The sequence below is a fragment of the Devosia sp. SD17-2 genome (genome assembly GCF_029201565.1).
Lineage (GTDB): Bacteria > Pseudomonadota > Alphaproteobacteria > Rhizobiales > Devosiaceae > Devosia.
Genome location: NZ_CP104002.1, coordinates 2,396,069 through 2,418,782, shown reverse-complemented (window position 1 = coordinate 2,418,782; position 22,714 = coordinate 2,396,069). Strand labels below are relative to the sequence as shown.

Sequence of the window (22,714 nt, the reverse complement as noted above, 5' to 3'; positions counted from 1 at the left end):
GCCTTTTCGCTATTGCTGGAAAAGCAAGATTACTTGATCTTGGCTTCCTTGAATTCGACGTGCTTGCGGACGACGGGGTCGTACTTCTTGAACGCCAGCTTTTCAGTCTGGGTGCGAGCGTTCTTCTTGGTCACGTAGAAGAAGCCGGTATCGGCAGTCGACACGAGCTTGATCTTGATGGTGGCGGCTTTTGCCATAGTTCGCGGTCCTTCACAAAAACGAAAAGCGCCGCGAGCCGGGGCAGCGCTGGAATTTGGCCGCAACCTACGGATTTGCCACCAGTTGTCAAGACAATAGCGTTGTCCGGAGGAACGGGAAATGGCCGCACCGACTGAATTGCTCCACAAACTGCAGATCGCATCGGGCACCAAGCTCTGGCTTATCAATGTGCCTCAGTCAATTGCCGAGGAATTGACGGCCGGCGCCGAGGTGGAGCTGGTGCATGGCGACGCTTACTATGATGGGGTGATCGCCTGTTTTGCCTCCGAAGCGGAGGTGGAAACCATGATTCCACGGATCCTGAAGGAGCTGCCGCCCGACGGGCTGCTGTGGGCCTGCTATCGCAAGGGCACGGCAGGAAAGGCCATCGGGCTGACGCGGGACACCGGCTGGGCCGCGCTCGAGGCGGCCGGCTTACGCCCGGTACGCCAGGTGGCGCTGGATGATGCCTGGTCGGCGCTGCGCTTCCGGCCCAAGGGGCTTGTGACGGCCCGGGATGGCTCGAAGTTCGCATGAGCGCGGGAAGGGTGGTCCATAAGAAAACGGCCCTCCAGCGAGCGCCGGAAGGCCGTTTTTGATTGGGTGGGTTTTGAGAGCGTCAGTCGTTGCGGACGGCGCCGAAACCATACATGCGGCTTGCCCACTGCCAGCCGACGATCGCGCCCTTGATGGGGGGCAGCAGGGCCAGCGACAGGATGATGGACAGCGGAATCATGGTGACCAGGTAGAAGAACGGGCTGACCTGATACTCCATATCCATGTGCATCATCAGGAAGATGATGATGTGGCCCACGATGGTGATGGCGATGTAGGGCGGGAAGTCATCGGCGCGGTGATATTTCAACTCTTCGCCGCAGGTCGCGCACTCGTCGGCAACCTTGAGATACTTCCGGAACATCTTGCCCTTGCCGCAATGCGGACAACGACAGAGCGTGCCGCGCCAGATCGACTGGCCGACAAGGCGCTCTTCAGGGGCGTTGAGAACAGTTGATGTCTGCTCGGTCATGGCGCTACCTCTTCCTTCGGGACTTGGGCCCGAAGCTGTTAGATCGTCCTTTATGTGTCCGTCTACCAGAGGGCGGATTGCCGCGGACACCTTCGGACAGAAGTTCAAAGCGCAACGCGCCGGCGACCGGCGCCGCTTCGAGAAGACGGACAGTGACGCGGTCCCCCAGGGTGAAGGTCTCCCCGGTCCGCTCTCCGATCATCGCCTGACGCTCTTCGACATAGCGGTAGTAGTCCTGGCCGAGCGTCGAGGCGGGAATGAAGCCGTCCGCGCCGGTTTCGAGCAGGCGGATGAACAGACCCGAACGGGTGACACCCGAGACGCGCCCCTCGAACTTGGCGCCGATTCTCTGGGCCAGGAACTGCGCGAGAAGGCGGTCCGACGTTTCCCGCTCGGCGAGCATGGCGCGACGTTCGGCGGCCGAGAGGTGCTGACCGATACCGGCGAGCTTGAGTGATTCCTGATCGGTCAGTCCGTCATCGCCCAAGCCGAGCGCCCGGATCAGGCCGCGATGGACGATAAGATCGGAATAGCGGCGGATCGGCGAGGTGAAGTGGGCATAGCGGTCGAGATTGAGACCGAAATGGCCATAGTTCTCCGGCGCATATTCCGCCTGAGCCTGGCTGCGCAGGACCATTTCGCTGACCTGCTCGACATTGCCGGCCTTGCGCGCCTGCGCCAGGATGCCATTGAAATCGGAGGCGCGGACGCTGTCCGACTTCTTGACCGCGATATCGAGGCTGCCGAGGAAGTCGCGCAGCGACTGCAGCTTTTCCGACGATGGCTCGTCGTGGACGCGATAGAGCAGCTGGGTGCGTTTCTGCTCAAGTGTCTCGGCGGCGGCCACGTTTGCCGCGATCATCATCTCTTCGATGAGGCGATGGGCTTCGAGCCGCTCGGGAATGCGAATGTCGGCGACCATGCCCTTGGCATCGAGGATGATCTTGCGTTCGGGCAGATCGAGATCGAGCGGGCCGCGCTTGTCGCGCGCCTTGACCATTGCCGCATAGGCGTCCCAGAGGGGCCGCAGGATCGGCTCCAGCAGCGGGCCGGTCTTGTCGTCGGCATTGCCGTCAATGGCGGCCTGGGCTTGCTGGTAGCTGAGCTTGGCCGCCGAGCGCATCAGGATGCGGTGAAAGCTGTGGCTGACCTTGCGGCCATCGGCGTTGAGCACCATGCGCACGGCAAGTGCGGCACGCGGCACCCCTTCCTTGAGCGAACAGAGCTCGTTGGAGATGCGCTCGGGCAGCATGGGCACGACGCGGTCCGGGAAGTAGACCGAATTACCGCGCACATAGGCTTCGCGGTCGAGCGCCGAGCCCGGCGTCACATAGGCGGCAACGTCGGCAATGGCGACGGTGACAACAAAGCCACCGGGATTGTTCGCATCATTGTCCGGCGCGGCATGGACCGCATCGTCATGGTCCTTCGCATCGGGCGGATCGATGGTGACCAACGGCAGATCGCGCCAGTCTTCGCGGCCCTTTAGGCTCGCTTCCTTGGCTTCCTCTGCCTCGCGAATGACGCTGGTGGGGAAGACATAGGGAATTTCGAGATTGTGGATGGCAATCATCGACACCGCGCCTTCAGAGGCAGGGTTGCCGATGACGTTCATCACCTTGGCGCGGGGAATCATCAGGCGGCCGGAGAGCTTGACCTCGACTTCCACGAGATCGCCGTCTTTCGAGTCGCCGAGATCGCCCAGCGGAATGCGCATTTCCTTCTGTTTGCGATCGATCGGGATCAGGCGGGCGCCCTCATTGTCCATGCGCACAATGCCGATATGGGCGCGACGTGGCTTGTCGAGCACCTTCATGGGCTTGGCGGTATAGACCGGGATTTCACCGTCGCCGGCATCGATGCGGGCTAGAATGCGATCGCCCGGGGCAGGCACGACGCGGGCATCGCGGCCAGCAATCACGGCGACGCGGGGCTTTTCGCCTTCCTCGTCATTCCATTGGGCCGGGAAGGCATGCAGATCGTCGGGATCGGCATCGGACGGGATGTCGAGCACGGTGACATGGGGCAGGGCGGCGGTGCGTCGCAGCGCCTTGCGGGTACGCGTGATGACGCCATCGCCCTCGAGCTCGGCGAGCATCGCCTTGAACGGGCGACGCATGTCGCCGCGAATGCCGAACACTTTGGCGAGGTCGCGCTTGCCCTTGATGTCAGCGTCCTGGGCGAGCGCTTCAAGAAGCTGCTCACGCGTGGGGAGCGCATCGGCGCGCGGCTGAACGCTCCGGCGGGGGCCAGAAGTGTTCTTTTGTTTGATCGGTTTTTTGTTCTTCATGTTGAGCGATATGTAGGTGATCGGCCGGCATTTGCCAAATGCCTCAAGCGGCAGAGCGTTGCCTGAGGTTACCAAAGGGCGCACGCACTTGCGGTGACGCGTGGGGGCGGGTTGAAATGCTGGCCTCAACCGCAGGCGATTCCATGACCATTCCATTCTTCGACGGCCACAATGATACGCTTCTGCGTCTGATCGATGACGCGCGCCCCAACAAGGTGGAGCTGTTCACCCAAGGCATGGCGGAAGCCCATATCGACCTGCCGCGCGCCAAGGCGGCAGGAATGGTGGGTGGCTTCTTTGCCATGTTCCCGCCGCCGCTGAAGACCAGCCTCGGCGCCGTGGCGGCCTCGCCCTCCAATTCGGAAGGCAGACTGCCGCCCGAGCTCGACATCGGCGAAGCCCAGCGCAGCACCAATGCCATGGCGGCGCTGATGTTCCGGCTGGAGCGCGAGGGCGCGCTGGCTGTGTGCCGCAACGCTGCCGAAATCGACGCGGCTATCGACGCCGGCAAGCTGGCGGCGATTTATCACCACGAGGGCGCAGAGGCGATCGACACCGATTTCAATGCCCTCGAGGTGCTCTACGCGGCCGGTTTCCGCTCGCTGGGAATCACATGGAGCCGCGCCAATGCCTTTGGCACCGGCGTGCCTTTCCGCCACGGCAGCTCGCCCGATATCGGGCCGGGGCTCAGCGATGCCGGCAAGGAACTCGTGCGTATCTGTGATCGCATGGGGATCATGATCGATCTCAGCCATCTCAATGCCGCTGGTTTTCGCGATGTGGCGGCAGTGTCGACCAAGCCGCTGGTGGCGACGCACTCCAATGTCCACGCCATCTGCCCGTCGACACGAAACCTGATGGATTGGCAGCTGGCGGCCATTCGCGAGAGCGGCGGCGTGGTCGGGCTCAACTATGCCACCGGCTTCCTGCGCCCCGACGGCAAGATGGAGCCGGAGATGGAAATCGAGCTGATGGTGCGCCATGTCGAGGCGCTCGTCGAGGCGCTCGGCGAGGACGGCGTTGCTCTCGGCAGCGATTTTGACGGAGCTACGATGCCGGCGCCTATCAAGGATGTTACCGGGGTGCAGAAATTGCTTCAGGCGCTGCTCGACAAGGGGTTTGGCGAAGAGCTGGTGCGCAAGATCGCACTGGGCAACTGGATGTCGGTGATCGGGCGAACGATGGGGTGAGCAAGCTTCACCCGGCCTACCTGGGAGAGAAGAAGAGAGGGCGTGGCGCTGGTGCGCCGCGCCCTCATTTTATCAGAACGGCACGTCTTCGTCGGTGACGGTCGATTTTGCTGCGGCCTTCTTCGGGGCAGCCTTTTTGGCAGCAGGCTTCTTGGCAGCCGGCTTTTTCTCGGCAGTCTCGTCGTCGGCAGCGGCCTTCTTGGTGGTCGCTTTCTTGGCCGCGGGCTTTTTGGCTGCAGCCTTCTTGGCCGGGGCCTTCTTCACCTTGGTGCCGGTAACCTCGGCGCGGGCAGCGATCCAGGCGATGGCCTGATCGAGCGTGACGTCCTCGGGTTTGACATCCTTGGGGATGGTCGCGTTGATCTTGCCCTGATTGACATAGGGGCCATAGCGACCGGCGCGGACCGTGATCGGGCCGGCGTCATGCTCAAAGGTCTGGATCGCAGCCACGGCAGCGCCGCCGCCACGCGTGAAGCCGCCAGCGGCCTTTTGCGCGATGAGATCGACCGCGCGGTTGATGCCGACGGTAAAAACCTCTTCAACATCAGGGAGATTGGCGTATTTCCCGTCGTGGAGGATGAATGGGCCATAGCGCCCGAGACCTGCCGAAATCGGCAGGCCGGTTTCCGGGTGGAGACCGACTTCGCGCGGCAGCGACAGCAGCTGGAGCGCCTTTTCGAGCGTCAGCGAGTCGGGCTCCCAGCCCTTGGGCAGGGAGGAGCGCTTGGGCTCCTTGCCGTCGCCAAGCTGGACATAGGGGCCGAAGCGACCGGTCTTGAGATGGACTTCTTCGCCGCTCTCGGGATCGGTGCCGAGGACGCCGTCACCGGCGCCAGCCTGGGCGGCATTGCCATTGGCAGCGTCGGAGAGCTGGGTCGTGTGCTTGCACTCGGGATAGTTCGAGCAGCCGATGAAGGCGCCGAACTTGCCGAGTTTGAGCGAGAGCGTGCCGGTGCCGCAGGTCGGGCACTGACGACGCTCGGTGCCGTCTTCGCGCGGCGGGAAGATATGGTCCGCCAGCAGATCATTGAGCGCGTCGAGAACTTCCGACACGCGCAGATCCTTGATTTCCTCGGTGGCGGCGGTGAAATCCTTCCAGAAATCACGCAGCAGCACCTTGTAGTCGAGTTCGCCGGCCGAGACCTGGTCGAGCTGCTCTTCAAGGCCCGCGGTAAAGCCGTATTCGACATAGCGGTTGAAGAACGACTCGAGGAAGGCGGTGACGATGCGGCCGCGATCTTCGGGATGCAGCGCCTTGCCCTCGAGCTTGACGTAGTTGCGGTCCTTGAGCGTCGTCAGCGTGGCCGCATAGGTGGACGGCCGGCCGATGCCGAGCTCTTCCATCTTCTTGATCAGGCTCGCCTCGGTGTAGCGGGCGGGCGGCTGGGTGAAATGCTGCTCGATCTCGACCTTCTTGAGGTCCGGCTTGTCGCCGACCTTGAGGGGCGGCAGTTCGCGCCCCTCGTCATCTTCTTCCTCGGCATCGGTCTTGGCCTCGACGCCATAGAGCGTGAGGAAGCCGGGGAAGGTGACGACCGAGCCGGTGGCGCGCAGGGCGACGGCACGTCCGGGGACGTTGACGGCGATGTCGACGCTGGTGCGGTCGATCTCGGCCGAGGCCATCTGCGAGGCGAGCGTGCGCTTCCAGATCAGCGAATAGAGCTTTTGCTGGTCGGGATCGAGGCTGAGGCTCTCGGGGCGCTTGAACATGTCGGTGGGGCGGATGGCCTCGTGGGCCTCCTGGGCGTTCTTGGCCTTGGTCTGATAGACGCGGGCTTTTTCCGGGAGATATTCTTCACCGAAATATTTGCCGATGACCGAGCGCGCCATGGCGATGCCCTCGGGGGCCATCTGCACGGCGTCGGTACGCATATAGGTGATCAACCCATCCTCGTAGAGGCGCTGGGCGATCTGCATGGTGCGGCTGGGCGAGAGGCCGAGGCGCGAAGACGCATCCTGCTGCAGCGACGAGGTGGTGAACGGCGCATACGGATTGCGCTTGGTCGGCTTCTTCTCGACGTTGGAGACGTTGAACTGGCCGGCTTCGATCAGCTTTTTCAGCTCGGCAGCGTCGTCACCCGACGTGATGTCGAGCTTGTCGGTGCGCTTGCCATCGACGGAGAACAGACGCGCGAGGAAACTCTTGCCGGCCTGGGCCAGCTGCGCCTCGACGGACCAGTATTCCTGCGGCTTGAATTTTTCGATCTCGGATTCGCGGTCCGAGACGAGGCGGAGGGCCACCGACTGCACGCGGCCGGCCGAACGCGAGCCGGGCAGCTTGCGCCACAGGATCGGCGAGAGCGTGAAGCCCACGAGATAATCGAGGGCGCGGCGCGCGAGATAGGCGTCAACCAGCGGCATGTCGATGTCGCGCGGCTTGGCCATGGCTGCCGTGACGGCATCCTTGGTAATGGCGTTGAACACGACGCGCTGCACCGGCACGTCCTTCTTGAGCGCTTTCTTGGCGCGCAGGACGTCCAGAATATGCCAGGAAATGGCCTCGCCTTCGCGATCAGGGTCGGTTGCCAGGATCAGACCGTCAGCGCCCTTGAGCGCGCCGGCAATGTCGGCAATCCTCTTCTTTGCGGCGGTGTCGACTTCCCAGGACATGGCGAAATCTTCATCCGGACGCACCGAACCGTCCTTGGCGGGCAAGTCGCGGACATGGCCGAAACTGGCCAGGACTTCATAGTCCTTGCCCAGATATTTGTTGATTGTCTTGGCCTTGGCCGGACTTTCAACGACGACGACCTTCATGGAATATCCGTTCCGCAACTGCTCATTCAAAGAGCGCGCAACATGGTGAACGTCTGGTCCGGTGTCAACGGGGAGCCACACGGGTCCCGCTTTTGTGCTTGAAAGCGGTGTGCTCAATCATAGCGGAGGGCAACCAGCTGGCCACTGGACCATTCGAGGCGGGCGGCGAGATCAAGTTCGAGCAACAGCATCTGCATTACCGCGGGTGATAGCGCGAGCTGGGTGAGGAGCTCGTCGACCTCGATCGGCGTGCTGGAGAGGGCACTGAGGAGACGCGCCCGGTCATCGGCGTCGGGGAGCGCGTCGAGACTGTCGAGCGCCGGATCGGGTACCCACTCCGGATCAAACAGCATTTTGCGGGCGGGGTCGGCGTGGCCGATGGTGTCGGCAATATCCTGGGCCGACGTGACGAGGCGCGCGCCCTGCTGGATGAGAAGGTTGCCGCCCTCGGCGCGCGGATCGAGCGGAGAGCCGGGCACGGCGAAGACATCGCGGTTCTGCTCGAGCGCCAGGCGAGCGGTGATCAGGGAGCCGGAGCGTTTGGCGGCTTCCACCACAACGACGCCGAGCGACAGACCGGAAACCAGCCGGTTACGCCTTGGGAAGTCGCGGGCGCGGGGTTCCCAGCCCATGGGCATTTCGGTAAGCAGCGCCCCGCCATTGTCGAGAATGTCGTGGGCGAGCGGGATGTTTTCGTCCGGGTAAATCTTGTCGAACCCACCTGCGAGCACTGCGATGGTTCCGGCGGTGAGGCTGGCGCGATGGGCCGCGGCGTCGATGCCGCGAGCAAGGCCCGAGACGATGACAAAACCAAGCGTGCCCAGCTCGGTCGCCAGCAGGCGCGTCATCTTGATGCCGGCAGATGAGGCATTGCGAGCACCCACGATAGCGACGCTGCGGTGCCAGTCGAGGTTGTCGCCTCCGGCGAGGGTGATCAGCGGCGGGGCGCCAGGGATATGGGCAAGGTGGGGTGGGTAGTCAGGCTCGCCAAGCGCCACCAGACGGGCGCCATAGCCATCGGCAGCGGCGATCTCGTCTTCGGCCTGGGAGAGGGTCGGAATGCGCAGGGCGCGGCCTGTAGAGCGGCCCAAGGCGGGCAGGGCCTCGAGGGCCTCCTCGGCCGAGCCGAAGCGGTTGAGCAACTGGCGAAACGTGACGGGACCGACATTGTCGGCGCGCAGAAGCCGGAGCCAGGCGAGGCGTTGGGCGGGGGTGAGATATTTATCGTCCCCCCGCGCCAAGATCAGGCGGCTTTCTTCGAGCCGCCGATAGTCGGCTCGGTTCCGGCGAGAAGCCGGGCAATGTTTTCACGATGCTGGAAGAAGAGCAGCAAGGCGAGCGCGATCACCGTCATCGACAAAAGCGGGCTGCCGAAGAGATAGGCGAAGATAGGCGCCGTTGCCGCTGCCGTGAGGGCCGCCAGCGAGGAGATTTTCCGTGCGAAAGCAACGATCAGCCACACGGCGCAGAAGATGATGCCCACAGGCCATGCGAGCGCGAAGAGCGAGCCGATCATGACGGCGACACCCTTGCCGCCCTTGAAGCCAAGCCAGACCGGAAAGCAGTGGCCGAAGAAGGCGCCGACTGCGGCCAGCATTGCGGCTTCCTCGCCCCAGAAATAGCGGGCGACGAGAACCGGCACCGCAGCCTTGAGGGCGTCGAGGATCAGGGTGGCGGCGGCAATTTTCTTGTTTCCGGTGCGCAGCACATTGGTGGCGCCGATATTGCCCGAGCCGATATTGCGGATGTCGCCGAGACCGGCCGCCCGCGTCAGGATCAGCCCAAAGGGGATCGAGCCGGACAGATAGCCGAGCACGAGCGCGAGAATGAGCGGGAAAAAGTCGGTCGGCATGGTTGCTCCCTTATTACCGAGATGAGTAGCGCCGGGTTGGGTAATGAGCAAGGGGCGGGGGCGCAGCGGCGGGGGAAAGTGCGGGCGGGGCTCGTCTGGTGGGACAGCCCCCACCCTCAATCCCTCTCAACAAGGGGAGGGAGGCGATGGCGGTGACGCCGGGGCCGGATCCGGTGAACTTGCAAACGAGGAAGATGGATTGCCCGGACAAGCAACCGTGGACATCACTGTTGGAATGCCGGTTCCTGTCGGGCGATGGCGTTGAGGATTGTGATGAGTTTTCTCACCGTTGCGATCATGGCGAGTTTGAAGGGTTTTCCGCGCAGGCGCAGTCTTTGATAGAAGTCGCCGAGAACGGGGTCTTTCACCTTGATGGCGCTGAGCACGGCCATGTAGGCGATATCGCGCAGATGTTTTCGTCCGCCAAGACAGCGGCCGTTGCGATCCGATGCGCCCGATTGGCGGGCATAAGGGGCAACGCCGATGAGTGCTGCGGCCACCTTGGCGGAGACCTTGCCGAGCTCGGGCATGTCGGCCAGTAAGGCGATCGCCAGAACCGGACCGACGCCGGTCACCTGCCGCAGCCGCGCCTGGCGCTGCTGGAGCTGGCGATTGTCGGCGAGAAGGGCAGTGATGGCCGCTTCGATGCGTTTGATCTCCAGGGCGATGGCCGCCAGACGCTCCTCGATCAGGCTGCGCACAAGCGGCTCGTCGATGGTATCGAGCTGACTGACAAGGCCGCTCTTTTCCGCAACGATCCGCCGCCGATGGGCTGTGAACGCGCTCAGCCTTTGTCGGATCGGATCAGACACATAAGGGGTCAAGCTGGCGCGCACGGCCTGCAGATAACGCGCGATCAGAGCGGCATCGATCTTGTCGGTTTTGGCCAATTGGCCGATACCCCGCGCGTAACTGCGGATCCGCGCCGGGGCTAGAACATGCACTTCAAGGCCAGCGGCATGCAGGCTCTCGGCCACGCGGGCTTCATAGCCTCCCGAGGCTTCGAGCCCGATGGCCAACGGCCCCAGTCTGGCCAGGCGCTGCGTCAGCTCGGCGAGCGCCTCCGGTCCAGTGCTGCAACGCCAGGATTTGCCAGCGGGATGGGTATGAACGTCCAGATGCGTCTTGGAAACGTCGATGCCAACGAAGAGGGTGTCGTGTATCATGACCTTGCTCCCAGGCTTGTGGTGCGGGCAACAGCCCGATCAACCGTTCGGGGTCAAAGGGAGCAGACAGGGCCTTGCTCGTCCTCGGCTGTGACAAACCAGCCGGACAAAACGGCCTCCTGACTGCATCAGCCGGGATGCGCAACCCGGCTGATGCCACCACTAAAGCACAGATCCTCCACACAAGCCGGGCAATGAAGATGGGTGGAATATGCAGTAAAAATCAGTGGCTTATTTGGGATTCTTGGTGAAGGCCAAAAAGGTCAGCTGAGGTAGTCGCGCTTGCCGATGGGGACGCCCTTATGGCGCAGGATGGCGTAGGCCGTGGTGACGTGGAAGTAGAAGTTCGGCTGGCCGATGCGGAGAAGGTAGTCCTCGCCACGCATCTGCATTTCCCTGCCGCCCAGGGTCAGGGTGATCTCGCGCTCGTCAGCGCCAGCAAAGTCTTCGGCCGAAAAAGTGGCAAGATAATCAATGCCCTTCTGGAGGCGGCCCTTGAGATCCTCCCAGGAGACTTCATCGTCCGCCCAGCTGGGGACCGGCTTACCGGCGAGACGCGAGGTGACGCCCTTGGCGCCATCGGTCGCGATCTGCACCTGATTGCGCAGCGGATGCATGTCCGGGGCCAGACGGGTGTCGACGAAGCTCTGCAAATCGATGCCGTTTTCGGCGGCGTAAATTTCCGCCTTGCCGAAGATGGCCAGCAAATTCCCGAGCATACGCGCAAACACCGGCACCGAGGCCGAATAGATGGACAAAGTCATTTTTGCTTCCTGAGTGTGAGGAGAGGTCAGCCTTCGTGGGAAAAGACTGTCTCGCCCCCCACGATGGTGCGCATGACCTTGCCGGCAAGTCGTGCGCCTTCAAAGCTGGTGTTGCGGGAACGCGATTTCAACGTGGCTGCATCCACCTGCCAGGGGTAATCGAGATCGACCAGAATGAGGTCGGCAGGCGCACCCTTGGCAATGCGGCCGGCCTCGAGCCCGAGGATTTCGGCCGGACGGGACGTCATGGCGCGCAGAAGCGTGAGGAGAGGCACTTCATCCGAGTGATGGAGGCGGAGCGCGGCGGCAAGCAGGGTTTCAAGCCCGATGGCCCCGTCGGTGGCCTCGGCGAAGGGCTGGCGCTTGCCCTCGCTGTCCTGCGGGTCGTGATCGGAATGGATGGTATCGATGGCCCCCGAGCGGAGCCCTTCGATGACGGCCTGGCGGTCGTCTTCCGAGCGCAGCGGCGTCGCCAGCTTGAAATAGGTGCGGTAGCGGCCGACGTCGTTCTCGTTGAGGCAGAGATTGTTGATCGAGACGCCAGCGGTGATCCGATGGTTACGGGATTTGCCGCTGTTGAGAATGGCGACGGACCCGGCCGTCGACACCTGGGCGGCGTGATAGCGGACGCCGGTCAAGGCGGCCAACTGGACGTCGCGCGCCAGCGGGATGGTCTCGGCCTCGCGCGGAATGCCTTTCAGCCCGAGAACGGTGGCGAAAAGGCCGCTGTTCATCACGCCGTCGCCAGTCAGGCCGGCATCGGAGAGATGATGGACGAAGAGCATGTCGAAATTGGAAGCGTAGGACATGGCCGTTCGCAGCATGGCGGTCGACTGGATCGAGCGGCGGCCATCGGAGAGGCAGACGGCGCCGGCCTCCTTCATCAGGCCGAATTCGGTCAGTTCCTGGCCGGCAAGGCCCTTGGTGATGCCACCAGCGGGCAGGACATTGACCTTGGCCGTTGCCTTGGCGCGACGGATGAGGAAATCGACTACGGCGCCATCATCAACGACGGGCAGGGTGTCAGGCATCATCACGAAACTGGTGACGCCACCGGCAGCGGCGGCTTCGCCTGCGGAGGCCAGGGTTTCGCGATATTCCCAACCTGGCTCGCCGGTAAAGACGCGCATGTCGATCAGGCCGGGCGCGAGAGCGAGGCCAAGAGCGTTGATGACTTCGGCGCCATCGGGCACGCCGACCGGACCGCCGAGGGCGATGTCGGAAATGCGGCCGTCCTCGACGAGGACGGCGCCACGGGCGTCGGTGCCCGAGGCCGGGTCCAGAACGCGGGCGTTTTCAATGAGAAGGGGGCGGCTCATGATTGGTCTCCCGACAGCAGGGCATCGAGGACGGCCATGCGCACGGCCACGCCCATTTCAACCTGCTCGGTGATGACCGAGCGCGCACCGTCGGCGATGGCCGGGTCGATCTCGACGCCACGGTTCATCGGGCCGGGATGCATGACGATGGCATCGGGCTTGGCGAAAGCCAGCTTGGCGGCGTCGAGGCCGTAGAAGCGATAATATTCGCGCACCGAAGGGATCATCTTGCCGTTGGCCCGCTCATGCTGGAGGCGCAGCATCATGACCACGTCGACATCCTTCAAACCGGCTTCCATGTCGGTGAAGACTTCGGTGGCGAGATGCTCGATGCCGGACGGAAGCAGATTTTTCGGGGCGATGACGCGGGTGCGCACATTGAGCGCCTGCAGGAGCAGGAGGTTGGACCGCGCGACGCGGGAATTGGCGATGTCGCCGCAGATGGCGACGGTCAGGCCCGAGATGCGGCCCTTGTGACGGCGGATGGTGAGCGCATCGAGCAGCGCCTGAGTCGGGTGCTCGTGGGCACCGTCACCAGCATTGACCACCGAACAGCCGACCTTCTGGCTGAGCAGCTCGACAGCGCCGGCCGCCGCATGGCGCACGATGAGTACGTCGGGCCGCATGGCGTTGAGCGTGGCCGCGGTATCGACAAGGGTTTCGCCCTTGGACACCGAGCTGGTCTTGACCGACATGTTCACCACCATCGCGCCAAGGCGCTTGCCGGCGATCTCGAAGGAGGACTGCGTGCGGGTCGAGGGCTCGAAGAACAGATTGATCTGTGTCTTGCCAGCGAGCGTGGGCAGGGATTTTCGCTCCTGCCGGCTGACCGGGACCATGCGCTCGGCCCGATCGAGCAGATCGATGATCTCGTGCTGCTTGAGATCGGCGATCGAAATCAGATGGCGCTGGCTAAAGGGGGGGAAGTCACCAGACGAGCCGGTGGACGACGAGGTGTTGCTGGCAGGAATTTGGGCCATGCGCTCCCATCCTTGATGTTGGATGGGGGTCTATGTGAGCACGGCTCAATATGCAAGGTTCTGCATGGCAGAAGCTGGGGTTCTGCGGCAATTATCCGCGGCGCAGACGATCGAGCGCGCCTTGCAGGATATAGCTCGCGGCAAGCTTGTCGACGACTTCGGCGCGGCGGTCGCGGCGGAGATCTGCCTCGATCATCATGCGGGTTACCGCTGAGGTGGAGAGCCGCTCGTCCCAGAAGGCAATGGGCAGGTCGAGCTTTTGCGCCAGGTTCCGGGCAAAGGCGCGGGTCGATTGCACGCGTGGGCCCTCGGAGCCATCCATGTTGAGCGGCAGGCCGAGGATGATGGCGACGGCGCTGTGCTGTCGCGCGAGTTCGATGATCCGCTCGGCATCCTGGGTGAATTTGGTGCGCTTGATGGTTTCAACCGGCGTGGCCGAATAGCGCATGCCATCCGACACAGCGACACCAATGGTTTTCGTGCCGAGGTCGAGGCAGAGAATCTTGCCGGTGGCGGGGATGTCGGAGAGGGGATCGTCGGTCAATGTCGGGCTCGCGGGGATGGATGGCTTTGTTCTATAGGGTGCAGGGAACGGTTTGGCGATGGAGTGACCCTCAATGAAACTCACCTGGTTTGGCGCTTCGACATTTCGCATCCATGCCGGGGGGGCGATTGTGGTGGTGGAGCCGGAGGCGGCCGGGGCGGGAATCGACCGGACGGAACTGGTGAGTGGCGCTGACCAGGTCGTGGCCTTTGGTGACAGGGATATCGTGGCCGACTGGAAGCCGCGGGCGGCGTTGCGGCCGCTTGAGGTGGAAGAACAGAATCGGCCTCCGGAAGTGGTGGCGCTGGATGGCGACACGCTGGTGATCGACGCCGATGGCGAGGCTCCCGTGGTGGTGGCGCGCGGGGGGCTGCCAAAGCTGGGCAAATGGGCGGATCGCGCGGTGTTTGTGCTGTCCGGTCATGAGCTTGCCGGTCGGCTGGAGAGCCTCCTTGAGGGCGCATCGCCACGCCTCCTGGCTCTGGCCGGGGATGACGGCGAGCTGGAAAAGGCCTTTGCGGCAGCGCGGGATAAGCTCGATGGGACCGGCATGATCGCGCTTGAGCGCGCATTGGCTGTGGAAGTCTGAGGCGGGCCTGCCGCCATTTTCATTGTCTTTTCGGCCGCGCCATTGCTAATAACGCGGCAAAGACCGCTTTATTTGCTGGAGTTAGCCATGTCTGTCGACGCAGCCACCGTCAAACGCATCGGGCGCCTTGCGCGCATCCGCATCGAGGAAGAAGAAGTGGCGAGCTACCAGCAGGAGCTCAATTCCATTCTGGGCTTCGTCGAACAGCTCGCTGAAGTGAACGTCGACGGCGTCGAGCCGATGACTTCTGTGACCCCGATGACCCTGCGTCGTCGCGATGACGTCGTGTCCGACGGCGGTTATCCCGAAAAGATCGTCAAGAACGCGCCTCTGACCGAAGACAATTTCTTCATGGTCCCGAAGGTGGTCGAGTAGAATGGGCGTCAGCATCGCCATTGAGACGCCTTTGCAGGACGATGTGCGCGACCTCGTCGCGCATCTCAATGCGCATTTGCTGCCGCTTTCGCCGCTCGAATTCCAGTTCAAGATGACCGTGGAGCAGATGGCCGACAGCGATACCACGCTGTTCGTGGCCCGCGATGAGGCGGGCAGGGCGGTCGGCATGGGTGCCCTCAAGGTACACGGGCCGACGCTGGGCGAGGTCAAGCGCATGTATACGCTTCCCGAGGTTCGCGGGCAGCGCGTCGGTCGGCAGTTGCTGGAGCGGATCGTCGGGCTGGCGCGCGAGCGCGGGCTGGCCAGCGTGATGCTGGAAACCGGCACCGGTGACGGCATGGCCGAGGCGCATCGCCTCTATACGCGCTATGGCTTTGCTTCGCGCGGACCGTTCCTCGACTATCCTGAGAGCGAATGGTCGGCCTTTTTCGAGCTGAACCTCGAGGGGGAACAGGCGGCATGAAATTGAGCTGGGCGTTGTGTCTGGTGATCTTGGGGTCCGGCGCCGCCATGGCGCAGGAGGACCTGCGCATCGACCAGACGAGGCTCTATGTCAGCGACCCGGCTGCCTGCGCAGCCGTCGAGGACAAGGGCATCGACGCCTTTATGGATCTGGATTTTCTCGGCCTCACCTTTGGGCGCGGCATCCAGTCCATGGAATTTCACTGCAATTTCTACGAGGTGAAGGGCCGCGAAGGCAGCACCCACCTCTTCGTCGATACGATTTGCGAACTGCCGGGTGAAATCTACCCGGATATCCTGGCGATAACGCCTTATTCCGATACGCAGATACAAGTGGTTTCGGCCTATGACGCGGCAATGGTGGCCGCCGGCATATTTGAGCCGAACCCGGAGGTTGCGACACCCGGCGCAACGCTCTACACACGCTGCGACAATCTGAGCGAGATTACCGTTGACTGATCTGACCAAGCTGAGCCTCGCCGAAGCCCGCAAGGGCCTCAAGGACAAGAGCTTTACCGCGACCGAGCTGACCGATTCCTATATCGACGCCATCGAGGCCGCCAATGACAAGCTCAACGCCTATGTGGTGACAACGCCCGAGCAAGCGCGCGACATGGCCAAGGCCAGCGACGAAAAGCTGGCGCGCGGCGAAGCCGGTCCATTGGAAGGCATTCCGCTGGGCGTGAAGGATTTGTTCGCCACCAAAAGTGTTCACACCCAGGCGGCCAGCCACATCCTCGACGGCTTCAAGCCAGAGTATGAATCGACCGTGACCGCCAATCTCTGGCGCGATGGCGCCGTGATGCTGGGCAAACTCAACATGGACGAATTCGCCATGGGCTCGTCCAACGAGACCTCCTATTACGGTCCGGTGGTCAATCCGCACCGCGCGGAAGGCTCTGACGCCAAGCTGGTGGCCGGTGGCTCTTCCGGTGGTTCGGCTGCCGCCGTTGCCGCATGGCTGTGCGCCGGCGCGACCGCAACGGACACGGGTGGTTCGATTCGCCAGCCGGCCGCGTTCACCGGCACCGTCGGCATCAAGCCGACCTATGGCCGTGCATCGCGCTGGGGCACGGTTGCCTATGCATCCTCGCTCGACCAGGCTGGCCCGATCGCGCGCACCGTCGAAGACGCGGCGCTGCTGATGACGTCGATGTCGGGTTTTGACCCCAAGGATTCGACCTCGGTCGACATTCCGGTTCCTGACTTTGCTGCCGCCGTCGCGCGTGGCGTCAAGGGCCTCACCATCGGTGTTCCGCGCGAATACCGCATGGATGGCATGCCCGCTGAAATCGAAGCGCTGTGGACCCAGGGCCTTGAATGGCTCAAGGCCGAGGGCGCGACGGTGAAGGACATCTCGCTGCCGCATACCAAATATGCGCTGCCAGCCTACTACGTCGTGTCGCCCGCCGAAGCCTCGTCTAACCTCGCTCGCTATGACGGCGTGAAGTATGGCCTGCGCGTTTCCGGCAAGGACATTACCGATCTTTATGAACTGTCCCGCGCTGCCGGTTTCGGCCGCGAGGTCAAGCGCCGCATCATGATCGGCACCTATGTGCTGTCTGCCGGCTATTTCGACGCCTACTACGTCAAGGCACAGAAGGTCCGCACCCTGATCAAGAAGGACTTTGAAGACGCCTTCCATGCGGGTGTCGACGCCATCCTGACCCCGGCAACGCCTTCTGCCGCCTTTGGTATTGGCGACGAGGCGCTGGCAGCCGATCCGGTCGCCATGTACCTCAACGACATCTTTACCGTGACCGTGAACATGGCTGGCCTGCCGGGCATTGCCGTGCCGGCCGGGCGCGACGCCAAGGGCCTGCCGCTTGGCCTGCAGCTCATCGGCAAGCCGTTCGATGAAGAGACGCTTTTTGCCGCGGCCCGCGTCATCGAAAAGAGCACCGGCGACGATTTCGCCCCCACCCGCTGGTGGTAAAAGTGGCTTTTGCCGGCCCCATCTTCACCCGTTTCGACGGTGTGCAGGGTGGAGCCACACCTTGGCGGCGCTTGATCGCGTCGCCAATCCGCACTATGTGCCGCCCATGCACAAGTTGAAGCTGGTTGTGACGCGCCCATTGGCCGCGTCCGGGCCAAAAGGGAATAAGCCAATGGCCGTCGATATTTTCACTACGCTCGATTGGTCCGAGCCGCCCAAGGACATGAGCAAGCCGCTTCAGGCCCTGTGGTGGCTGAAGCGCGGCGAACTGCGCGTCGGTCCCGAATGGGAGCGGGCCCATCTGATCGTGCAATCCATGGAAGGCGTGCAGCCTTTCGACTGGGTTCACGCGCTGATGCATTGGATCGAAGCCGACATGGGCAATGCCGACTACTGGTATCGTCGCGCCGGCAAGCGCCGTGCGACCGCCAGCGTGGCCCAGGAATGGGAACACATTGCGGCAGCGCTGAGCGAAGTGACCAAGCACTGAACTTGGGCTTTCTCGATTTCGGGCCGCAGGAGAGATCCTGCGGCCCTTTTTTATTGCTTGTGACCGGCCTAGAATCCGTTGGCACCGGTCGTTCCGCAAGCGTGGATTGCCCGGATGAACCGGGCAATGACGGTGGCGCCTCTATGGGGGCCCGCTATGCGCGCAGCAGGCCGAGGCCGGTGCGGGTGATGCGGTAGGCCTCTCCGCCTTTGGACGCGATCACCTTCTTGGCGCGCAGGCGCTTGAAAAGGTCGAATGTGCAGTTGGAGAGGAGCCAGCCTTCGCGGCTGTAGCATTCGACGTCGATGGCGCGGCCATCATCGTCGCGGAGAATCGCAATCTTCCCGCCAAGGGAGAGCGCGTTGAGAACGCGCCGTTCGTCTCGTGAAATGTTCATTGTGTCTGGAGTGTCGAAGGGCGGCCGCATACCGAAGGCATATGGCCGCGAACAAACGATACCCGCCGACGGCATCACGCACGGCGGCAGGTGGTTTATTCGGCCCCATCCTGATTGGATGGGTAATCAGACAATCTCAAACTGACTGGACATGGCTTTTGGTCTAGCGGAGCCGGGAGAATTCGTCCAGATTTTGGCTGTGATGCGGTTGAAATCGCCCGTCGGGCGGTGCACACCTGCCACACAAAATGTCGAGGAAAGCCCGTGACCGCTGCCAAACTGCCCGCCGAATGCGAAACCAAAGACGATGTGCGCGCCGAGATTGATCGGGTCGACCAGGCGCTGCTGACGCTGTTCGCGGAGCGGCACGCCTATGTGACGCGCATGGCCGAGATCAAGACCGATCCGCACGAGGCATTTGACGCCGTGCGCATCGAGGCAGTGATCAATAAGGTGCGCGGACGCAGTCTTGACCTTGATTTGGACGAAGATCAGGCGGAACTTATCTGGCGGACCCTGATCGACTGGAACATCAATTACGAAAAGGGCATCATCGCAGCGCGCCGCCGCGCTCGGTGATATCGGCGCCCTGTGGCGCCGTGACAGGCGGCCACGGGAGTTCGTCGTGCCCCGGACAGCGATACGAAAAGCCGAACTCGCCGATGCGCCGCGCATGGCCACGCTTGCCTATGAGGCCTGGGAAACCGGCATCCTGCCGCTGCTGACCGAAGCGCCGATGATGCGCGAATCGGAGCGGCGGCGCCTCTCCCAGGCCGCAGCGCTCGGGTGGCAGCATGCCATCATCGCTAGCCACGAGCAGGAACTGGTCGGCTGGTGCTCCCGTATCCCGCGCCGCAATTATATCCCCTTTCTCTTCGTCGCACCCGAATGCCAGGGGCAGGGCGTGGGCAGGGAACTGCTCAGCCGCATGGAAGTCATGCTCGAACTCGAAGGCGCCGAGCGCGTGCATCTCGAGACACCAGCCGACAATGTGCGGGCGGTGCGCTTCTACGAGCGGCAGGGCTACAGGATCATGGCGCTGCGCGGCAGCGACGGCGATGTACGCCAGAGTTTCATGAGCGTGCATCTCGAAAAACGCCTGAACCCGCTTTCCGGCGACCAATACGGCGAATAAGTCCCTGTTCCATGGCTGCCGTGACTGTTGCAACGCCGGGCCAAGCCCGCTAAGCACAGAGCGAATTTCTTTGATGTTCAGGACCGCCAAGTGACACTCGTCGATACCCGCACCCCCGACAAGAAGCGCCTGATTTCCGGTTCCACCGGCGATTGGGAAGTGATCATCGGCATGGAAGTGCATGCGCAGGTGACGAGCGAGAGCAAGCTGTTCTCGGGATCCTCGACCGCCTTCGGCAATCCCCCCAATGCCAATGTGAGCTTCGTTGACGCCGCCATGCCCGGCATGCTGCCCGTCATCAATGAGGAATGCGTGCGCCAGGCCGTGCGGACTGGTCTCGGGCTCAAGGCCCAGATCAACAAGCGCTCGGTGTTTGACCGCAAGAATTATTTCTATCCGGACCTGCCGCAGGGCTACCAGATCTCCCAGTTCAAGGACCCGATCGTGGGCGAGGGCAAGGTTTTGCTCGACGTCGACGGCGAGCAGATCGAGATCGGTATCGAGCGCCTGCACCTCGAGCAGGACGCCGGCAAGTCGATCCACGACCAGCACCCGAACATGAGCTTTGTCGACCTCAACCGGTCGGGCGTGGCGCTGATGGAAATCGTCTCCAAGCCTGATCTGCGCTCGTCGGAAGAAGCCAAGGCCTATCTGGCCAAGCTGCGCACCATCCTGCGCTATCTCGGCACATGCGACGGCAATATGGAGCAGGGCTCCATGCGCGCCGACGTGAACGTCTCCGTGCGCCGTCCGGGTGGTGAATTCGGTACGCGTTGCGAGATCAAGAACGTCAACTCGATCCGCTTTGCCGGCATGGCCATCGAATATGAGGCGCGCCGCCAGATCGACATCCTGGAAGACGGTGGTTCAATCGACCAGGAAACCCGCCTGTTCGACCCGAAGAACGGCGAGACCCGGTCGATGCGCTCCAAGGAAGAAGCGCATGACTATCGCTACTTCCCCGATCCGGACCTGCTGCCGCTCGAATTCGACGATGCCTTCATCGCCGAGCTGGCCCAGCACCTGCCGGAACTGCCGGACGAAAAGCAGGCTCGTTTCATCGCCGATTATGGCGTGACTGCCTATGACGCCATGGTGCTGACGCTCGAGCGCGAAACGGCTGACTACTATGAGGCCTGCGTGGCTTTTGGTGGCACCAAGCGCGACGGCAAGGCCGTGGCGAACATTCTCAACGCCGACGTGGCGGCCTTTGCCAACAGCCAGGGTCTGGCCGTTTGGGAAACCCATCTCCAGCCGTCCCAGATCGCGGGCCTTGTGGACCTGATTGCGGCCGGGACGATCTCGTCCAAGGGCGGCAAGGACGTGCTGCAGATTCTCATCTCCGAGGAGCCCGAGGGCGATCCGGCCGAGATCGTCGAGCGTCGTGGCCTCAAGCAGGTGACCGATCTCGGTGCGATCGAAAAGATCGTCGACGAAATCATCGCCGCCAATCCCGATCAGGTCGAGAAGGTCAAGGCCAAGCCGACCATGATCGGCTGGTTTGTCGGTCAGGCGATGAAGGCTTCGGGTGGCAAGGCCAACCCTCAGGCGCTCAACGATTTGATGAAGCAGAAGCTTGGGATCGAATAGATTGACTATTGAACCGGAAAAGGAACGGTCCTCCCGTTCCACCTCCATCGGGGCGGCCTTTGTGGATCACAAGGCGCCCTGGATCATTAGGCTGATCGGCAAGCTGTTCAGTGGCGTTATCCTCATCCCGGTACTGGCGACCATGGCCGCCTCACTGGCGCTGATGGTCTATGGCGCGTTCGAGACCTGGCATTTCCTCGATGGCCTCTTCTTTTCGGTCGATCACCGGTTGAGCCACGACGAGGCGCTGCTGCATGCCATTGAGCTCGTGGACCTGTTCCTGCTCGCGACTGTCGTGCAGGTGGTGTCGCTGGGGCTCTATCAGCTCTATTTTGACCAGGACCTCGAGCTGCCAAACTGGCTCCGCATCCGGACGCTGGATGATCTGAAGTCAAAGCTGGTGGGCGTCGCGGTGACGGTGCTCGCGGTCTATTTCCTTGGCCGTGCGATTACGTCGGCTGGCGGGATCGACATTCTTTATCTCGGCGGTGCCAGCGCTCTGGTGATTGCAGCGCTGACCTACTTCCTGAGCAAGATCCACACCTCCCACTGACATCAGGGATTGATGTCGTGACCGGGCTCGGGCGGGAGATTGGGGTCGATACCCTCGTCCTCGCCATCGTGGCGCAAAGGGGATGAATGCGGATGCTCCGCATCCCCCGTGGGCAGGTGGACGGGCATGGGTGGTTGAGGCTTGGCGGGCCGGACAGGAATGTCCGGCTCGTTGTTTTTATTCGGATCCATTTTCAGATCTCCATCGGGCGGGGCACATCGTTCGGCAGGGGCGGGATTTCTGGCGACGGCGCTGGTTCGGGGGATGTGCCCGGCTGGTCAGGCGTCGGGAACTGTACCGGTCCAGGCTGGCCCGGTTGACCGGGCTGCGGGAAATCCGGATCGGGCGCCGGCTCATTTTCGGGCGGGGCGTGCGGGTCGATATCGGGTCGGGGCGTGGTCATGGTGTACCTCCGCCAGCTTAACGGCAGGGCCGCCCCGGAGTTCCGTCTGCCGCTACTGTTTACCCACGGCCATGCGAGCGCGCACGGCGGGATCGGCATCGAGAAACTCCGGCTCGACGGTGGCCCCGACGGCATCAAAATAGCGGCTGAGAAAATTGCGGAATGATGCCGCCAGCGCGATGTCTGCGATGTTGAGATCGGTGAGGCCGACGGAGCGCAATGCGCCGATATCGGCCGCGGTGATGCGGGAGGCATCGAGGGTGATCTGTTCGGCGTAGGCCAGCATGGCGACCTGCTGGTCACTCAGCCCAGCCGTGCGATAATCGGCCTGGATGGCAAGGGTCTTGTCCCGGCCGAGCATCTGCGACAGCGACTTGAAATAGACATGCGAGCAATAGCTCGAGGGGACGTGCTTGGCGACGATCAGCGTGATCAGGCGGAAGTTCTCGAGGCCAAGGGAGAACCCGTCGCGCATCTGGTGAAGCAGGTTTTCGATCGGGACCAGCATGTCGGGTCGAGCCGACCAGCACTGAGTGGCCTCCATGACGCGGCCCATCGCGTCGATCTCGGCCTTGTAGATATCGGCGACGGCGCCTGTGGCGTCGTCAGGGGTGATGGTCTTGATGTACATGGACACGGACCTCCTGCCACCGGTGGAGCCGGCGACAGCGTGATC

At 62.9% G+C, this 22,714-nt stretch carries 27 protein-coding genes; 12 read left to right on the top strand and 15 right to left on the bottom strand.

What is annotated here, in order from left to right; genetic code table 11:
- Nucleotides 1–29: 29 nt before the first annotated feature.
- Nucleotides 30–197, bottom strand: coding sequence for a 50S ribosomal protein L33 (gene rpmG, locus NYQ88_RS11875; protein ID WP_046104197.1), 168 nt, complete (start codon nucleotides 195–197; stop codon nucleotides 30–32).
- A gap of 121 nt (nucleotides 198–318) precedes the next feature.
- Here rpmG and NYQ88_RS11870 point away from each other — a divergent pair, with 121 nt between their 5' ends.
- On the top strand, nucleotides 319–735 hold the full coding sequence (locus tag NYQ88_RS11870; RefSeq protein WP_275651350.1) for a hypothetical protein: 417 nt from the start codon (nucleotides 319–321) through the stop codon (nucleotides 733–735).
- 82 nt (nucleotides 736–817) lie between these two features.
- Here NYQ88_RS11870 and NYQ88_RS11865 read toward each other — a convergent pair whose 3' ends face one another.
- Complete coding sequence (locus NYQ88_RS11865; RefSeq protein ID WP_275651349.1) at nucleotides 818–1,225, bottom strand: DUF983 domain-containing protein; 408 nt, start codon at nucleotides 1,223–1,225, stop codon at nucleotides 818–820.
- Between the two features lie 4 nt (nucleotides 1,226–1,229).
- Entirely contained in the window at nucleotides 1,230–3,515 is a 2,286-nt protein-coding gene (gene rnr, locus NYQ88_RS11860; protein ID WP_275651348.1) for a ribonuclease R, read from the bottom strand.
- Nucleotides 3,516–3,658: 143 nt separating this feature from the next.
- Here rnr and NYQ88_RS11855 point away from each other — a divergent pair, with 143 nt between their 5' ends.
- Nucleotides 3,659–4,705 (top strand): dipeptidase, encoded by a 1,047-nt coding sequence (locus tag NYQ88_RS11855; RefSeq protein ID WP_275651347.1) that lies wholly within the window; start codon nucleotides 3,659–3,661, stop codon nucleotides 4,703–4,705.
- 72 nt (nucleotides 4,706–4,777) lie between these two features.
- Here NYQ88_RS11855 and topA read toward each other — a convergent pair whose 3' ends face one another.
- The 8 genes from topA to ruvX all read right to left on the bottom strand — a co-directional run bounded on the left by topA (nucleotide 4,778) and on the right by ruvX (nucleotide 14,087).
- Nucleotides 4,778–7,462 (bottom strand): type I DNA topoisomerase, encoded by a 2,685-nt coding sequence (topA, locus tag NYQ88_RS11850; RefSeq protein ID WP_275651346.1) that lies wholly within the window; start codon nucleotides 7,460–7,462, stop codon nucleotides 4,778–4,780.
- Between the two features lie 113 nt (nucleotides 7,463–7,575).
- Nucleotides 7,576–8,703, bottom strand: coding sequence for a DNA-processing protein DprA (dprA, locus tag NYQ88_RS11845; RefSeq protein WP_275651345.1), 1,128 nt, complete (start codon nucleotides 8,701–8,703; stop codon nucleotides 7,576–7,578).
- Nucleotides 8,704–8,705: 2 nt separating this feature from the next.
- Nucleotides 8,706–9,314: a glycerol-3-phosphate 1-O-acyltransferase PlsY gene (gene plsY / locus NYQ88_RS11840; RefSeq protein WP_275651344.1), complete on the bottom strand. Its 609-nt coding sequence runs from the start codon at nucleotides 9,312–9,314 to the stop codon at nucleotides 8,706–8,708.
- Between the two features lie 224 nt (nucleotides 9,315–9,538).
- Nucleotides 9,539–10,480 carry an IS110 family transposase gene (locus NYQ88_RS11835; protein WP_275651212.1) on the bottom strand — a complete coding sequence of 314 codons (942 nt, stop codon included), beginning with the start codon at nucleotides 10,478–10,480 and terminating at the stop codon, nucleotides 9,539–9,541.
- A gap of 263 nt (nucleotides 10,481–10,743) precedes the next feature.
- Nucleotides 10,744–11,244, bottom strand: a complete 501-nt coding sequence (locus NYQ88_RS11830) for a DUF1993 domain-containing protein (RefSeq protein WP_275651343.1) — start codon at nucleotides 11,242–11,244, stop codon at nucleotides 10,744–10,746.
- A 26-nt stretch (nucleotides 11,245–11,270) separates the two neighbouring features.
- Nucleotides 11,271–12,563 carry a dihydroorotase gene (gene pyrC / locus NYQ88_RS11825; protein WP_275651342.1) on the bottom strand — a complete coding sequence of 431 codons (1,293 nt, stop codon included), beginning with the start codon at nucleotides 12,561–12,563 and terminating at the stop codon, nucleotides 11,271–11,273.
- Complete coding sequence (locus NYQ88_RS11820) at nucleotides 12,560–13,543, bottom strand: aspartate carbamoyltransferase catalytic subunit (protein WP_275651341.1); 984 nt, start codon at nucleotides 13,541–13,543, stop codon at nucleotides 12,560–12,562. The genes pyrC and NYQ88_RS11820 overlap by 4 nt, the downstream gene beginning before the upstream one ends.
- Nucleotides 13,544–13,634: 91 nt before the next feature.
- Nucleotides 13,635–14,087, bottom strand: coding sequence for a Holliday junction resolvase RuvX (gene ruvX, locus NYQ88_RS11815; protein WP_275651340.1), 453 nt, complete (start codon nucleotides 14,085–14,087; stop codon nucleotides 13,635–13,637).
- Nucleotides 14,088–14,160: 73 nt separating this feature from the next.
- Here ruvX and NYQ88_RS11810 point away from each other — a divergent pair, with 73 nt between their 5' ends.
- The 6 genes from NYQ88_RS11810 to NYQ88_RS20795 all read left to right on the top strand — a co-directional run bounded on the left by NYQ88_RS11810 (nucleotide 14,161) and on the right by NYQ88_RS20795 (nucleotide 17,960).
- Nucleotides 14,161–14,676: a hypothetical protein gene (locus tag NYQ88_RS11810; RefSeq protein ID WP_275651339.1), complete on the top strand. Its 516-nt coding sequence runs from the start codon at nucleotides 14,161–14,163 to the stop codon at nucleotides 14,674–14,676.
- Between the two features lie 87 nt (nucleotides 14,677–14,763).
- A complete protein-coding gene (gene gatC / locus NYQ88_RS11805) occupies nucleotides 14,764–15,051 on the top strand; it encodes an Asp-tRNA(Asn)/Glu-tRNA(Gln) amidotransferase subunit GatC (protein WP_275651338.1) in 288 nt (95 codons plus the stop codon).
- A gap of 1 nt (nucleotide 15,052) precedes the next feature.
- Nucleotides 15,053–15,535 (top strand): GNAT family N-acetyltransferase, encoded by a 483-nt coding sequence (locus tag NYQ88_RS11800; RefSeq protein ID WP_275651337.1) that lies wholly within the window; start codon nucleotides 15,053–15,055, stop codon nucleotides 15,533–15,535.
- On the top strand, nucleotides 15,532–15,993 hold the full coding sequence (locus NYQ88_RS11795) for a hypothetical protein (RefSeq protein WP_275651336.1): 462 nt from the start codon (nucleotides 15,532–15,534) through the stop codon (nucleotides 15,991–15,993). The genes NYQ88_RS11800 and NYQ88_RS11795 overlap by 4 nt, the downstream gene beginning before the upstream one ends.
- Complete coding sequence (gene gatA / locus NYQ88_RS11790; RefSeq protein ID WP_275651335.1) at nucleotides 15,986–17,470, top strand: Asp-tRNA(Asn)/Glu-tRNA(Gln) amidotransferase subunit GatA; 1,485 nt, start codon at nucleotides 15,986–15,988, stop codon at nucleotides 17,468–17,470. Before NYQ88_RS11795 ends, gatA begins: the two co-directional genes overlap by 8 nt.
- A gap of 61 nt (nucleotides 17,471–17,531) precedes the next feature.
- Complete coding sequence (locus NYQ88_RS20795; RefSeq protein ID WP_345774590.1) at nucleotides 17,532–17,960, top strand: hypothetical protein; 429 nt, start codon at nucleotides 17,532–17,534, stop codon at nucleotides 17,958–17,960.
- Between the two features lie 154 nt (nucleotides 17,961–18,114).
- Here the strand turns inward: NYQ88_RS20795 and NYQ88_RS11780 are convergent, their stop codons facing one another.
- Nucleotides 18,115–18,357, bottom strand: a complete 243-nt coding sequence (locus tag NYQ88_RS11780) for a YjhX family toxin (RefSeq protein ID WP_275651334.1) — start codon at nucleotides 18,355–18,357, stop codon at nucleotides 18,115–18,117.
- Between the two features lie 264 nt (nucleotides 18,358–18,621).
- On the opposite strand from NYQ88_RS11780, the gene NYQ88_RS11775 reads away from it, so the two are divergent.
- The 4 genes from NYQ88_RS11775 to NYQ88_RS11760 all read left to right on the top strand — a co-directional run bounded on the left by NYQ88_RS11775 (nucleotide 18,622) and on the right by NYQ88_RS11760 (nucleotide 21,635).
- Nucleotides 18,622–18,936, top strand: coding sequence for a chorismate mutase (locus NYQ88_RS11775; protein ID WP_275651333.1), 315 nt, complete (start codon nucleotides 18,622–18,624; stop codon nucleotides 18,934–18,936).
- A 46-nt stretch (nucleotides 18,937–18,982) separates the two neighbouring features.
- Nucleotides 18,983–19,492, top strand: coding sequence for a GNAT family N-acetyltransferase (locus NYQ88_RS11770; RefSeq protein ID WP_275651332.1), 510 nt, complete (start codon nucleotides 18,983–18,985; stop codon nucleotides 19,490–19,492).
- A 90-nt stretch (nucleotides 19,493–19,582) separates the two neighbouring features.
- Entirely contained in the window at nucleotides 19,583–21,082 is a 1,500-nt protein-coding gene (gene gatB / locus NYQ88_RS11765) for an Asp-tRNA(Asn)/Glu-tRNA(Gln) amidotransferase subunit GatB (RefSeq protein WP_275651331.1), read from the top strand.
- 1 nt (nucleotide 21,083) lies between these two features.
- Entirely contained in the window at nucleotides 21,084–21,635 is a 552-nt protein-coding gene (locus tag NYQ88_RS11760) for a YqhA family protein (RefSeq protein WP_275651330.1), read from the top strand.
- Between the two features lie 2 nt (nucleotides 21,636–21,637).
- Here the strand turns inward: NYQ88_RS11760 and NYQ88_RS11755 are convergent, their stop codons facing one another.
- The 3 genes from NYQ88_RS11755 to NYQ88_RS11745 are packed head-to-tail and all read right to left on the bottom strand — an operon-like array spanning nucleotide 21,638 to nucleotide 22,669.
- Nucleotides 21,638–21,826, bottom strand: coding sequence for a hypothetical protein (locus tag NYQ88_RS11755; protein ID WP_275651329.1), 189 nt, complete (start codon nucleotides 21,824–21,826; stop codon nucleotides 21,638–21,640).
- A gap of 2 nt (nucleotides 21,827–21,828) precedes the next feature.
- Entirely contained in the window at nucleotides 21,829–22,038 is a 210-nt protein-coding gene (locus NYQ88_RS11750) for a hypothetical protein (RefSeq protein ID WP_275651328.1), read from the bottom strand.
- Between the two features lie 52 nt (nucleotides 22,039–22,090).
- The gene (locus NYQ88_RS11745) at nucleotides 22,091–22,669 is read right to left on the bottom strand and encodes an alkylhydroperoxidase (RefSeq protein WP_275651327.1); all 579 of its coding nucleotides are present in this window, start codon (nucleotides 22,667–22,669) and stop codon (nucleotides 22,091–22,093) included.
- Nucleotides 22,670–22,714 lie beyond the last annotated feature (45 nt).